This window comes from Maribellus mangrovi (assembly GCF_037646455.1).
Classification (GTDB): domain Bacteria; phylum Bacteroidota; class Bacteroidia; order Bacteroidales; family Prolixibacteraceae; genus Draconibacterium; species Draconibacterium mangrovi_A.
The window spans coordinates 450,926-465,253 of record NZ_JBBIXN010000001.1 but is presented as its reverse complement, the minus strand read 5'-3'; the positions used below and the strand labels follow the sequence as shown (position 1 = coordinate 465,253).

Annotated in this window: 11 protein-coding genes; 7 read left to right on the top strand and 4 right to left on the bottom strand. The window is 34.9% G+C overall.

Annotated elements, in window-relative coordinates:
• Positions 1-505: 505 nt before the first annotated feature.
• Entirely contained in the window at positions 506-802 is a 297-nt protein-coding gene (locus tag WFY05_RS01665; RefSeq protein WP_340110980.1) for a nucleotidyltransferase family protein, read from the top strand.
• Positions 795-1,136 carry a HepT-like ribonuclease domain-containing protein gene (locus tag WFY05_RS01660; RefSeq protein ID WP_340110979.1) on the top strand — a complete coding sequence of 114 codons (342 nt, stop codon included), beginning with the start codon at positions 795-797 and terminating at the stop codon, positions 1,134-1,136. Before WFY05_RS01665 ends, WFY05_RS01660 begins: the two co-directional genes overlap by 8 nt.
• Positions 1,137-1,645: 509 nt before the next feature.
• Here the strand turns inward: WFY05_RS01660 and WFY05_RS01655 are convergent.
• Positions 1,646-2,449: a DUF6340 family protein gene (locus WFY05_RS01655; RefSeq protein WP_340110978.1), complete on the bottom strand. Its 804-nt coding sequence runs from the start codon at positions 2,447-2,449 to the stop codon at positions 1,646-1,648.
• Positions 2,450-2,993: 544 nt separating this feature from the next.
• On the opposite strand from WFY05_RS01655, the gene WFY05_RS01650 reads away from it, so the two are divergent.
• Genes WFY05_RS01650 through WFY05_RS01640 form a run of 3 tightly spaced genes read left to right on the top strand, consistent with a single transcriptional unit; the run spans position 2,994 to position 6,451 of the window.
• A complete protein-coding gene (locus WFY05_RS01650) occupies positions 2,994-5,096 on the top strand; it encodes a TOTE conflict system archaeo-eukaryotic primase domain-containing protein (RefSeq protein ID WP_340110977.1) in 2,103 nt (700 codons plus the stop codon).
• 34 nt (positions 5,097-5,130) lie between these two features.
• Complete coding sequence (locus tag WFY05_RS01645) at positions 5,131-5,826, top strand: AlbA family DNA-binding domain-containing protein (protein WP_340110976.1); 696 nt, start codon at positions 5,131-5,133, stop codon at positions 5,824-5,826.
• Positions 5,795-6,451: an ATP-binding protein gene (locus WFY05_RS01640; protein ID WP_340110975.1), complete on the top strand. Its 657-nt coding sequence runs from the start codon at positions 5,795-5,797 to the stop codon at positions 6,449-6,451. The genes WFY05_RS01645 and WFY05_RS01640 overlap by 32 nt, the downstream gene beginning before the upstream one ends.
• A 210-nt stretch (positions 6,452-6,661) precedes the next feature.
• On the opposite strand, the gene WFY05_RS01635 is transcribed toward WFY05_RS01640, so the two are convergent.
• The 3 genes from WFY05_RS01635 to lacZ all read right to left on the bottom strand — a co-directional run bounded on the left by WFY05_RS01635 (position 6,662) and on the right by lacZ (position 12,672).
• A complete protein-coding gene (locus WFY05_RS01635) occupies positions 6,662-7,102 on the bottom strand; it encodes a hypothetical protein (RefSeq protein ID WP_340110974.1) in 441 nt (146 codons plus the stop codon).
• 146 nt (positions 7,103-7,248) lie between these two features.
• The gene (locus tag WFY05_RS01630; protein WP_340110973.1) at positions 7,249-9,366 is read right to left on the bottom strand and encodes a helix-turn-helix domain-containing protein; all 2,118 of its coding nucleotides are present in this window, start codon (positions 9,364-9,366) and stop codon (positions 7,249-7,251) included.
• Positions 9,367-9,582: 216 nt separating this feature from the next.
• A complete protein-coding gene (gene lacZ, locus WFY05_RS01625) occupies positions 9,583-12,672 on the bottom strand; it encodes a beta-galactosidase, LacZ type (protein ID WP_340110972.1) in 3,090 nt (1,029 codons plus the stop codon).
• 293 nt (positions 12,673-12,965) lie between these two features.
• Here lacZ and WFY05_RS01620 point away from each other — a divergent pair, with 293 nt between their 5' ends.
• Together WFY05_RS01620 and WFY05_RS01615 are read left to right on the top strand one after the other, a co-directional pair.
• On the top strand, positions 12,966-13,292 hold the full coding sequence (locus WFY05_RS01620; RefSeq protein ID WP_340110971.1) for a hypothetical protein: 327 nt from the start codon (positions 12,966-12,968) through the stop codon (positions 13,290-13,292).
• 155 nt (positions 13,293-13,447) lie between these two features.
• Complete coding sequence (locus WFY05_RS01615; RefSeq protein WP_340110970.1) at positions 13,448-14,272, top strand: CPBP family intramembrane glutamic endopeptidase; 825 nt, start codon at positions 13,448-13,450, stop codon at positions 14,270-14,272.
• Positions 14,273-14,328: the final 56 nt, after the last annotated feature.

Here is a 14,328-nt window from a genome sequence, read left to right as displayed (position 1 = left end):
TTTTCGAAATTATTTTGATTGGATTGGGCATTTGAGGAAAGAAAGATTAAGATGAAAAAGATTGAAAACAGAATTTTACCAATTGATTCTGGGGAATAGAATGACCCGCATGATTTACATTCGTTAATGATAGCGACAATGTATGAGTCAGATTGTGTCAATGTAGCATCTATAACAGTCAGATTATGAAATAGTTTGTTTTAATGTACTATCTTTGATTTAGTTGTGTGAAATATGTCTGTGATTAAGTTGCAAAACCTTTAGTTGGTACGTGTTATTCCCCTCTTTATTCCCTTTGATTGGCTTATCAAAGTCAAATAATTGATTCACTTTGGAAGTAATTCACACCAAACTTTCAAAAATTAGGTAGCAACTTCCGACTGTCAGGGGAGCACAAGAATAAAAGTATTAGCGTTATATGAGTTTTCATATAACGCTTTTCTTTTTTCATATCGCCACAAAATCAAAATTACGTATTAATTAGATTCGTATATTTGTTATCGAAATGACAAATAAGGAATACATATTATCTGCTTTAAAATCTAAAAAAGCTGACCTTTCGGCAAAAGGAATCAGCCAGCTTGGTTTGTTTGGTTCATATGTTCGAGATGAACAAACCGAACAAAGCGATATTGATATTCTTATTGATTTCGACCCTGATAAAGAAACCTTTGACAATTATATGGCAGTTTATGAGTTGTTAGAAAAACTTTTTAAAAACATTAGGGTTGAGGTTGTTACAAAAAATGGTTTAAGCCCGTACATCGGTCCTAAAATTCTAAATGAGGTTCAATATGTCTAAAGAACCATTGGAGTATCTCAAACATATCAGAGATGAAATAACTTTTATTTTGACTGTCATTCCTGAGAATTTATCAAAAGATGATTTTTTATCCGATGAAACTTTAAAACGTGCGGTTGTTAGAAGCCTTGAAATAATTGGTGAAGCAACTAAAAAGATTCCGGCAGATTTTAAATATAAATGGGATTCCATACAATGGAAAAATATGGCAGGGATGCGCGATCGATTGATTCATGATTACATGGGAATTAACTATTCCATTGTCTGGGATGTGGTGAAGAATAAGATACCTGAATTACATCCACAAATTCTCGAAATTATTAATAAAAACTAAAAATTAGGTTGCAACTTCCAACTGTAAGGGGAGCCACACAGGACAAGAGGTCATTTTCGACCTCTTTTTTTTGTATAAACTACCCCCAAATCCTTGCAGCATAATTAATTCTCATTGTCTTTTGTTGCAATATATTTGATATCAATACTTTTATGTTTCATCTACATGTAATGTAATTTAGATGTAATTATATCAACTGGTTTCATGGATTGTATGAAAAACCAGAATATAAGTAGTTTCTGAAATCTCTTATTATTAAGGAAGACAAGTTTGCTTGAATTAAAATTGCGTTTGTGCGTACTTCTATTCACACAAAAGCGATTTTCCCCTATTTATTTGTTTCATTTTTTGAAAAGGTTATGGATATCGTTATGTTGAGAATAAACTGTCTGTTGATGTGAATACTATGTTAGGGATTGGTTCTGAATACAATTCTTATACAAGTGCTGGTTTTGATGCAAAAGGTAAACCAAAGTTTATTATGGATGTAACTTTATTCTTCTCCACGCTTAATCCAATGCAATATTGTTCTTTTTTATTTCTATTGCGACATTAAGATTATGATTTACTTTTTCTGCGAGCTTTGGCTTTGAGGTGATTTCCATGTTTTTTAATAGTACAATTGCTTCGTTGTAATGTCCCGATTTGATAAGAGCATTTGTTTCCTTAAAATCCTTTCCGTCATAAAGTTTCTGCATTACATTTCTTTCGATAGAAGGATAAAACATACCAATGTATTCTTTAGCGGCTTCTTCTGCCATCTTTTCTATAATTTTTGTTGTCTTTGCAAGATTGGGATTAATGGAAATTAATCCGCTCAATGTGAGTCTTGAAGTGTAATAACTAGATTTTTCAATACTCGTTTGGTCCTTTATTGTGCCATCCAAACCATAAAGTGTAAGGTAGTAATTACAAATAAGATAAAACTCTTTTGTTTTCGACACCGCTCCATCATCATCTTCTTCTCTTATTACTTCCGAATCGAACTGAAATTTCAAATTATCAAGACTTAACAGGAAATCCGCATCGAAAGTCTCACAAAAAGAAATAATTTCATCCTTTGTTATTGATCTGCCATGCAAAGCTCCTGTATCATTAAAAACAAGTGTAGTATCGTATGTAAAAACCGCCATGGTATCGTCGGGTTGAGTAAAACTCATCAGGGTTTTGGCAAAATTGTCGATGCCCGTTTTATAGACTTCTTCGTGTTTTTCTTTAATTTCGGAGTTATTTTTATACTTAAAATTATTTCTGAAAACAACATTTGCCGGCTGCTTTTCAAGTATCAATTTTGGAGCAACTTTTCTATCCATAAAAACTACACTTGTACAACTACTTAGTAATAAGATTAGATTTAACAGGCAGATAATATTTCTCATACAAATCAAATTTTAAATTTCTATGCTTTCTTTCGCTTACCGCTTACACTTAATTCAGGAATAAACCTATTCCATCAATTTAATTATTTTTTCATGCCATAGACTTTTAATTCTCTGATCATTCTTGAAATAATTGTACGTTATCGCAATAAGTCAGGTTGCAACTTCCAACTGTCAGGGGAGCCACACAGGACAAGAGGTCATACGCGACCTCTTTTTTTGTGCCCGAATTTTTGAAAACCTTGCTGACATTGAGAAGTACCTGTATCGGTAAGGTGAATTCGTAGGTTGCAACTTTATATTCAAATTCACTATTTTTCTTACAATTTTATTTCTTTTTGTTTCTAATTGACTGTTGTATAAAGATTTGAATTAGTTGCATGTCCTGTTGGGGTGTTTATCCATGAATTTTGAAATTGAATAATGATTCTGTTACGGGCGATTTAATTATGACAGTTGCAAAAAGTATATTTGTAATATGTCGGTTGAAAGGCAATACATAGAACTTTTTAAAACTCACTTTCGAGGCAGAAATGATTTATATGCGGTTAGGTGGGAGAAAGATGGCAAAAGTGGTTATATGCCTGCTTACAAAGTTGATTGGTCAAACTACCAAAAACATAAAGCTCAAGGTGGCACATTTAAAGATTTTAAGGATAAAGAATATTTACCATTTGACGATTTAGCTATTGAAAATCATTTATCGGGAAAAGAAACGTGTGGTATTTATCCTCTATTGGAAGATAATACTTCGTTTTTTATTGCGGTGGATTTTGATAAAGCAAATTGGAAAGAAATCATTCTTCGACTTCACAAAACTTGTTCAGATCTCAATTTACCAAGTTATATTGAAAAATCACGTTCAGGAAATGGTGGACATCTCTGGATATTTTTTGAAGAGGCATTTCCAGCTGAACAAAGTAGGAAAATAATGTTTGAAATGCTTAGAAATGCGGGAATAATTTCACACTTTGAAAAAGAACCTAGTTTTGACCGGTTATTTCCGAATCAGGATTTTCATTCTGGTAAAGGAATTGGGAATCTCATTGCTCTGCCAATAAATGGAACGAGCATTAAACATGAGAATTCATGTTTTTTAGATCCAAATTCATTTGAACCATACAAAAATCAATGGGACTTTCTTTCAAGGGTTAAAAAGGCTACAAAAGTAAGATTGAAGGACCTTTATAAAGAATTATTTAATATGGCACCAGCCGATATTCTGGGGTCTTTTAATATTGACAGTATTCCTGAATTGGAGATAATAATTCAAAATCAGATTTATCTCAAAAGGGTTCAACTGAATCGGAAACTCATTCACTTTTTAAGAGAACAACTGAATTTCTATAACTCGGACTATTTGGCAAAAAAGAATCTGGGGAAAAGTACTTTCAATACTGAAAAATTCTTCAATCTGATTGAAGAATCAGAAATAGAAGTTATGATTCCTCGTGGTTTTACTGCATCGTTGATACATTTTTGTAAAACCGAAAATATTCCATTTAAAATTATCGATAAAAGGATTAAAAAGGAGTCTATCGAATTTAAATCCGATATCAGTTTGCAACCTTACCAAAAGATGGTTTTGGATAAAGTCAGGGATAAGGACTTTGGAGTTATTGTGTCTCCTCCCGGTACGGGAAAAACAGTTGTCGGATTAGAAATTATAGCTAATAAAAAGCAGCCTGCATTAATATTAGTCCATCGTAAACAGTTGTTTGATCAATGGATAGAACGAATTCAAAGTTTCTTGAAAATTCCCAAGAAAGAGATTGGTCAAATTGGTAATCAAAAAAATAAAATTGGGAAACAGATAACGGTAGCTATGATACAATCTCTGGCTCGAAGAGAAGATTATGAGGATATTTCAAACGAGTTCGGTACAATCATTATAGATGAATGTCATCACATTCCAGCTAAATCATTTCGGGAAGCAATAGTAAAATTTAATGCTTATTACTTGTATGGTCTTACTGCAACGCCTCAGAGGAAAAATAACGACCAGAAATTAATCTTTGTCTTTATCGGAAATATTATACACCGGCTAGATCAGCATGAATATCTTAAACAAAAAAACATTCAAACGGAAATTAATATAACTGAGACCGGACTTTATGCGCCTTTTGATTATAAAATAGATAATTATGAAACAATTTCGAATATATTAATTCACGATACTAACAGAAACTCCTTAATTCTAGGCGATATTGAGACAAATGCTGAACGTTTTAAATCAATACTAATCTTGTCAGAGAGGAAAGCTCATGTTGAGTTATTGCATCTGTATTTAAAAGATAAATTTGAAACAATAACTATTCATGGAGATGATCCTGCTGGTTCAAGAAAAAGTAAAATAGAACAAATAAAGCAAGGTCATTATAAGATTGTCATTTCAACAGGACAATATTTTGGCGAAGGAATAGACATCAACAATTTGGAGTGTTTGTTCATCGCATATCCGTTTGCATTTAAGGGAAAGCTGATTCAATACATTGGAAGAATTCAACGCTCGGAAAAACCACCTGTAATTTTTGATTACAGAGATTCGAAAATTGATTATTTTGAAAAAATGTTTAAATAACGTAACAGGTATTACAAAAAACTAATGAAATAAAATGTCCGAAAATCAAAATATCGAATGGAAAGAATCATGGCGGGATGAATACCTGAAGTGGATTTCTGGATTTGCCAATGCAAAGGGCGGTAAAATTTTTATTGGTAAAAACGACAAAGGTGAAATAACCGGTGTTGAAAATTACAAACGATTGATGGATGACATTCCTAATAAAATTCAAACACTGCTTGGAATCATCTGTGATGTTAATTTACATGATGAGGATGGAAAACGTCATATTGAAATTGATGTAAAGCCTTACGATGTTCCTATTTCTTATCAAGGTAAATATCATTACAGGAGTGGAAGTACAAAGCAGGAACTGAGAGGAAATGCATTGAATGAATTTCTTTTAAAGAAAGCCGGAAAAACATGGGATGATGTGATTGAACCTAGAGCAAGCCTTTCAGACATTGACCCAAATGCAATTGAAGTTTTTAAAAAGGGAGCAACCAAAAGTAAAAGGTTACCGTTTATTGAAAACGAAAATGACATTGAACCAATTCTGACGAACTTACTTTTATTTGAGAATGAAAATCTTAAACGTGCAGCTATTCTTCTATTTGGAAAAACTCCTGAAAGATTCTTTATTAATGCTTATGTGAAGATTGGGCGATTTGGTGAATCTGATTCTGACCTTAAATATCAGGAGATAGTTGAAAGTAATGCCTTTTCAACTGGCAGACAAAACACTTGAAGTTTTAGATAGAAAGTTTTTTGTTTCACCAATTTCGTATGAAGGTCTTCAAAGAATTGAAGGTTGGGAATATCCCTATGAAGCAATTCGAGAAACGATACTAAATGCAATTGTTCATCGTGACTATATGGGAGCTCCAATTCAAATTAGTGTCTACGATGATAAGTTAATTGTTTGGAATGAAGGACGGTTGCCAGATGATATGACAGTTGAAGATTTGAAAAAGAAACATTCATCAAGACCACATAACCCGATTTTAGCCAGTGCCTTCTTTAAAGGTGGATTGATAGAAGCATGGGGACGTGGTACTTTGAAAATTGTTGATGAATGCAAAAAGGCTGGTCTACCGGAACCTGATATTGAAGTAAATTCAGGTGGAATTAGTGTTACCATCTTTAAGAATATTTATTCTGAAAGACATTTGAAAGATAGGGGATTAAGTGAAAGACAAATTAAGGTTGTTTTATTTGTAAAGGGTAAAGGTTCAATTACAAATAGTGATTATCGCAAAATGTTTGAGGTTTCTGAAAAAACGGCTTTCAGGGACTTCGAAAAACTCGTTGAACTGAAAATATTGAAAAAAGAAGGAGAAAAGAAAGGAACCTTTTACACTCTGAATGTCTGATAAATGTCCGATATATGAACTCAATGTCCGATATATGTCTGAAAAATAAGTGTGAGTTATTTAATATTATTGACTTAAAAAGGTAGTAATTCACCCCAATATTTTACAAATTAGGTTGCAACTTCCGACTGTCAGGGGAGCACCCAAAAAAAGGTCGTCAATATTGACGACCTTTTTTCGTTTTCCGGGGTTACTTTGAGGAGATTCGTTTTAGTGACATTTAACATCAAGCTCAAGAAGTGTGGGCCAGGCAAGTGGATCTGTCCATTCCAGAATCATGGTTACATAGTATTTGCTCCCCTTATTGCCTTTAAATAATAGTTTACCTCTCCAAATACCTTTGGTTAGATCTCCACTATTAATCTCATGGGTTTCAAATAATTCCCCTGTAATTGCACTTACATATGTGTTGTGTCCTTGATTCTTTGACCATTTTATCCCCAGTATATTATCCATTTTCATATCAAAGTGCTCGACAATATGGTACTCATATTCGAATGCTTCTGAAGGAATAAGGTGGTCTATTGTTCCGTCACATTCTACGAAAATTTCTCCTAAAAGATCAGTAGGTATGATTTCACGCGACACTTCAGTTTGCGAATAGGAATGAAAAGCACATACCATTAAAAACAATACAATAAGATTTTTCATAATTCACGATTTAAGTTTGACAATTATTATAGAAACAATTTCGTGAATTATCGAATATGGGAATAATATAAAATGTTGCCATTTCTTTAATACATGTTGCCTAAAATAGTAAAATAGAGTTTTTGAGAAAATCACTATTGGTCATATTAAATTATTATTGGGGAGTTGTTTCTATTTCTTTGAAGAAGTTTTCTTACTTTTTTATGATCTTTTTGAAATTTGATTTCAATAGCTTCAACAGTATTTATAAATTTCTCATTCGAGTATAGTTTTTTAAAATGTGGCGCGTGCTTTATTTGGACAAGCCAGTATTTTAAATGACAATCTTGTTTGGCATAAACCTTTAAATGGTTTATTGCCATATCGTTGTCACCTCTTAAGGCATAGCATTCAGAAATGGTGATATAGCCAAATTTATTCTGGTGGAATGGATTTTTTGAAATATCCATATCCATTTTCAGCATTTCAATTATTTTATTGTATTCCCATTTAGCTTTTTCGGTATCACCAAATTTTTGGTAAAGATAGGCACTGATGACGTCAGGAAATTTCTGTTTAAAATATTGAAGTGATAACTCGTTGTATTTAGGAAACATTTGGTAGGCTTCATTTAATTTACCAAGAAATAGTTTACAAGTTCGAAGATTTTCATAAAAAGTGAATGAATTAAGATAGTTTTTGCAGAGTGAACTATATAGTTCCTCCGCTTCTCGAAAGTTACCATTACAATATTGGATATAAGCCATTGTCTTTGTTAGGTAAAGGGAGTCCAGACTAGTTTCCGCAATGATTTTTGCATATTCTGTTGCCTCCTCCGGAAATCCTGTCTGTATCAGGCAGTGCATTACCTTTGTTAATGTCGAAGGCTTAATCGTGTGATCAGTTGGTTTTTTGTCAAAATATGCAAAGTAGTTTTTGAGAGCTTTGTAATAACTGAACTGGAAATAATATAATTCGGCAAGTTGGAAATAATAAGTGTGGTTTTTTGTCTTGTTCTTCCATAACTGGTTGAATTGTGTTATTGCTGTTTCGTAATGCCCATAAAACTGATGATAGCGTATTTTTTGATAAAGTACTTCATCAATGTCTCTGATGTGATATTGTACTGCTTTATTCAGCATCAACATTCCACTGTCAAGGTAATTTTCATAATCAAAATATGACAAGGCTTTAAATGCTGCCGTGCCCGACAATTCATTTATGTAAATACTTCCTAATTTTGCATATGCGTCGGCAAAGGTTGTATCACTGCTCACAGCTAACTCGAAGAATCTTTTTGCTTCAAGATAATGTTCGGGATTATCTGTTGTTTGCCAATTAGCCATATGTTTTAATCCTAATTGGTAATAATAGTAGGCTAATCTATTTTCTGTGGGTTGTTTTATTATCTCTTTTTTCTCCCTACCTGACAAAGCAATATCAAGTTCCTCAATCAGATTGAGTGCTGCTTCTTGCTGAACCTGAAATAATGCCTTGTTTTCGTTTTTTATATTTATTGTCTTTGACCAAATGTCAGCGTCTTTTTTACTGTTTATCAGGTGGATTCTCAAGACTGTTGCATCTTTATTTGATTGACCAGATATTGTTACAAAAAAATCCGTATTTAATTCTTTACCAATTTCTGCAATTGATTTATCCGAATTTCTAAAAGCATTAGTGGATATCAATGGAACAATTCTTATTTCATCAACGGCAATCAATTTATTTTGAATCTCTTCTCTAAATCCTTCAAGGATAATGCATTCGTTTCCATCCTGACTGATATCATTAGGAGGCAAAACAGCAATAGATAGCTGTCTAGTAGTTGCTGATGAAATAATAATATAGCCAATAAATAATATAGCTATTATTATTGCTGGAACTAAAAACGTTGATTTTAAAAATGGCTTCTTGTCCGTATCTGTTATGTCTGCTTCTTCTTTCTTCAATAAGTTCTTCTGTACTTCTCCCGGCGAAACTCCAAAACGTTTTTTATAGCAGGTATTAAAATAAGAAGGACTGTTAAATCCAACATCATAAGCAACTTCTGAAACATTCTTTGACTGATCTTGAAGTAGTTCTTTTGCAATATTCAACCTAACTTCTATGATAAACTGGCTAACTGATTTTCCAGTATATTTCTTGATCTTTTTGTATAATAAGGTTCTGTTAAGTCCTGATATGTTGGCAAGCTCGGTTACGCCAAATTTTTCATCTTTAATATGGTCAACGATGATCTCATGGATAGTTCTTAAAAACTGATTGTTATCGTATTTCGAGCTCATCAATTTAAAATTTGATTTGGGATACTTATAAAGTTACAAAACAATTTTGTTATGAACTTTGAAGCTAATCTCAAATCAATAATTAATTTAAAACTTTCGACTGCCAGGGGAGCTTAAAAAAGGAGATCAATTTTGATCTCCTTTTTAATGCCTGAATTTTGTGAAAACCTTGTTATTCTGAAAAGTACCTTGAATAATTTACTCCCATTTAAGTTTCTATTTGGTCGCTTGCTGAATCAAAAAAAAGTACGAAAAACTATTCTCCAGCAAACGATACTTATCTAAAGGTTTCAGGCCCCAGCTGTTATTTCCGCCGACTCCCCGTTGTTTGTAATCTACCTGGATGGAATAAAACGGTTTTTTCTCCAACTGATAGTTGTGGGTAGCTGCTTCCAGTTCTTCCATGGTATAAGGCCAGGCAGAAATATCCACTTTAGGCAAGCCTGTTATTTTTATCCCTTCTCCTTTTTCGTTGCAGAAGGTCACCCAGCGAACATCGGTTTTGTTGCCATTTTCCTGTGGATAGATATAGGGAAATATCTGGTCATCCACATTGCCAGAATAAATACCAAAAGCTGCACCTGTTTTACGGTCCTGGTAGCTTTCCTGTGGCCCCCGGCCATACCATTCCATCTGCCGGAATTCATTCGGTATTTGAAATTGCATACCAAACCGGGGTAGTTCAGGAACTTTCATTCCAATGTTCATGCGGCTTTCGACCTTGATTGCTCCTGAATTATAAACGGTGTAAGTTGTATAATACGGAATTGCAAATACAGGTAATTTTGCACTTACATTAATCTGAACGCTGTCTCCTTCATATTCTTTAGTTTCAACTTTTTCAACAAACCTGTCATGTGAAGCAGTTCTCCATGCTCCGGAAGTGATTTGGAAATTATGTCCCATATCATTATCCGTCGGGACCCGCCAAAAATTCGGAACCAAAGGAGAATTCAGCATTTCCTTTTCATTGTACTTCAACTCTGAAAGTTCGCCTTTATCGCTTGAGAAGGAGGCTTGAAAATTAGTTCCTTTTATCGTAATTGTATTTCCATCATCGGAAAGCGTCATTTCTTCATTTTCAGAAATTATCTGGAGATTTGTTGGTCGGGGAGTTTGAAGACTGAACTGATCCCAGGCAACAACATAACCGCTTTCAGCCCACGATTTTTTTTCTTTCAGAGAAAATTCAACTTGTAAAAAATATTCCTTTATTGGATCAAAATCCGGTTTAAAAGGAATTGATACTTGCATTGTTTTTCCGGGGGCAATATCTAAATTGTCTAACTTGCCGGTTTCAATCACATTCCCGTCTTCCATGATTTCCCAAGCTGCATCAAATTCAGAAGCATTCAGGAAATTGTATTTGTTGTGAATTTCTAGTTGACCTTGTTGAGGATCGATCAGTTTTACAGAAATGTTCTGATATACTTTTTTAACCTGTGATAAAGATGGATTGGGTACACGGTCGGGTGAAACCAATCCGTTGATACAAAAATTATCGTCGTTTGGTTTGTCTCCAAAGTCTCCACCATAAGCAAAGAACTCAATCCCATTCTCGGTTTTATGCCTTAATCCCTGGTCTACCCAGTCCCAGATAAAACCACCGATAAGTGCAGGATATTTCTCTATGGCATCCCAGTATTCCTGTAAGTTCCCCATCGAATTTCCCATAGCGTGTGCATATTCGTTCATCAGGAATGGCCGGTTAGGCTTTTCCTGTGCCCTTTTAATTATCCAGTCGGGTGTGGGATAAGTCTGGCTGTCCATGTCAGCTGCCTCATTCATTTGCCGGTAATGGATGGGACGAGTCGGGTCCAGTTCTCGGATCCTGTCAGCCATTTTATAGAAATTATCGCCATGACCGGCTTCGTTGCCAAGCGACCATATAATGATAGAAGGATGGTTTTTGTCGCGTTCAACCATTCGTTCGGCCCGTGTAACCACTGCGGCTGTCCAGTTCGGATCACTGCCGGGGAGTATGTCTTTGCCATATGAAATCCCATGTGATTCTACATTCGCTTCATCAATCAAGTACAAGCCATATTCGTCGCAAAGCTGATACCAGACCGGCTGATTGGGATAATGTGAACAACGTACTGCATTGATATTATTTTGCTTCATCAATACGATGTCCTTTATCATGCTTTCGCGGGTAATTGCACGCCCCCGGTCGGGATCGTGTTCGTGTCTGTTAACTCCTTTTAAAAGAATGGATTTGCCATTGACAAAGAACTCTCCGCCGCGAATTTCTACTTCCCTGAATCCGAAGTTGGTTCCAATCCGGTGAATAATCGCTCCGGCTTCATCATGTAATTCCAAAACCAATGTATATAAGTTTGGTGTTTCGGCCGACCACAGTTTTGGAGCCTTCACTTTTTTCTCCAAATCAATTGTGACGTCCTCACCTTTTTTTACCTCAACAGAAGCATTCAAAATAATCTTTGCCTCCGATATCGACCCCCCTTTTTCGAAGACATATGCGTTCAATTCATATTTGGAAACTTCATTCGCTGAACTGTTTTTTATATCCGTCGCTATTTTCAATACAGCATTTCGATATTGGTCATCCAGATGGGCGGTAATGTAAAAATCACTGATGTAACTATTGGGTACAGCATACAAGTAAACATCCCTGAAGATGCCGCTGAAACGCCACATATCCTGATCTTCCAAATAACTTCCATCGCTCCAGCGATAAACCTCTACTGCCAATATATTTTCACCCGATTTTAAATATGAACCAATATTGAATTCTGCAGGAGTCATACTGCCCTGGCTGTATCCCACCTTTTGTCCGTTAATCCATAAATAAAAAGCACTTTTTATGCCTTCAAAATGAAGAAGAATTTCTTTTCCTTCCCAGGTTTCAGGAATAGTAAATGTGCGTCTGTAAGAGCCAACTGGATTATTGTCGTGCTGAATGTGCGGCGGATCAACTTTGAAGGGATAAACAATATTGGTATAAATTGGAATACCGTAGCCGTGTAACTGCCAGTTTGCCGGAACAGGAATTTCTTTCCAAGCCGATACATCATAATCCGGTTTATAAAAATCAACCGGACGATCGTCTGGTTTTGGAGCCCAGTTAAACTTCCAGTTGCCGTTCAGCATTTTCACAAACGGGCTTGACTCTTTATCAAAATTCAAAACTGCATCCCCTAATTCAAGCGGCACCATGGTAGTGTGTGCCTTTTCTTTATTTATTTCAAATACTGTTGAGTTTTCCCAATCGTTTTGTGCATTTGCAAAGGCAGCAAATGCCAAAAATCCCAGTGCACAAAAAATACTTTTAAAGGTTTTCATTATAAATTATAGGTTTCTTGGTTTAATTATCCGAATTTATTCTTTTCCTTCTTTAATTACAACAATTTAATTGTTGCAAATTGCAAAAGCGAATTCTGGGTTACGTGAATATTCAATAGTAACAAGATTTCATTTGAAAAGAAGTTAAAGTAGTAAAATGATCAAATGATCGTTTTTTTTAAAATGTGTATCTTAGTACCTAATAAACTTTAACCTCAACCGCAAGTTTATTTGAACTTGTGTCTAATTTTTATTACCGATTTTGGTAAAATAACCTTTAAATTAAAATTATTATGAAAAATTTTAGTATTAAGCTATTAATGCTTGCAGTAATTGTCTTTTTTACTAGTGTAAGTTTGAATGCAAATGCACAGAAAAAAGGTGAACCGATAAGAGCTCTGAAAGGCGATGTACTACAATTGAGAGATGGTAGTTGTTGCGATCTGACTCCTGAAGAAGCCGCTGATTTTCATTACGCGATGGATGTATTGCGTTTGGCCAAGCAATCTACTACTGATTTGCTTGAAAAAGTTATCATTAGGAATCAAATGGATTATTTAAAAGCACACCCCACAGAAGCATTGAAGTGGCTTGATGAATGGGGTTATATTGATAGTTAATAATGATGCGGCCACGAAGTGTGTAAGTCAAATAAGAGGGTTTAGCTATGCAGCTGGGCCTTTTTTTCGTCCATCCATCCGCAATCCCAAGGGAAAAGACAGAGGAATATTTTCCTTATCTTTAAAAGCATCAAACTAACCTTATACCACCTGTAATGACTGTTCTTCAAAAAAATCAAGTTGTACTATTCTTCGTGCTGGTATTTGTTATTTCCTGGACATTGATTTACGCCATATTCGGATCAGAAGGTATTCCTGCAACTAAAGAACAGCAGGAGCTTATTGGAATGACTATTTTAATGGGACCTAGTGTAGCAGGTTTGTTGCTGATATTACTTTATGACAACATGCAGGGATTAAAACTATTTGCATCAGGCTTAATCCGGATTAAAGTAAATGTAAAGTGGTATTTGGTGGCTCTTCTGACAGCTCCCGTTACCACATTTGCCGGATTATTTATCAATTCTCTTTTTTTTGAAAATGCACAAGCTAATTTTATTGTTACCGACGATTTAATTGGCTTAATTTCTCTTGGACTAATTGGCGGTTTGTTTGTTGGATTTTTTGAAGAAGTGGGCTGGACTGGTTTTGCGATACCAAAATTATTAAGGAATCACGGTATTCTCTATACCGGGTTACTCGTTGGAATAGTGTGGGGAGCCTGGCACTTTATATTGTTTTGGGAAGGTAATAGTTTTAAAGAATTAATCCCTTTTCTCTTGCTAGTAGCTCGTCTTTTCAGTTGGTTACCTGCCTACAGGATTTTAATGGTCTGGCTTTACAAAAATACAAATAGCCTTTTCCTTGTAATCGTAATGCATATGGTTTTGGTAGCCAGTCTGGCCATAATTGATCCAGTACTTGAGGGAAAGGAGTTGCTGGCCTTCATTGTGATTCGGGCACTAATTCTTTGGGTTCTCGTTGGAATAGTCAACCTAATAACACGAAAGGTGGTAGTCCCGAGGTTTGATCAAATTTAAAGCTGTAGGTCGGTCAATTAATATTCCCAGGAAGAAATAGTATTCATTTTCTGTTT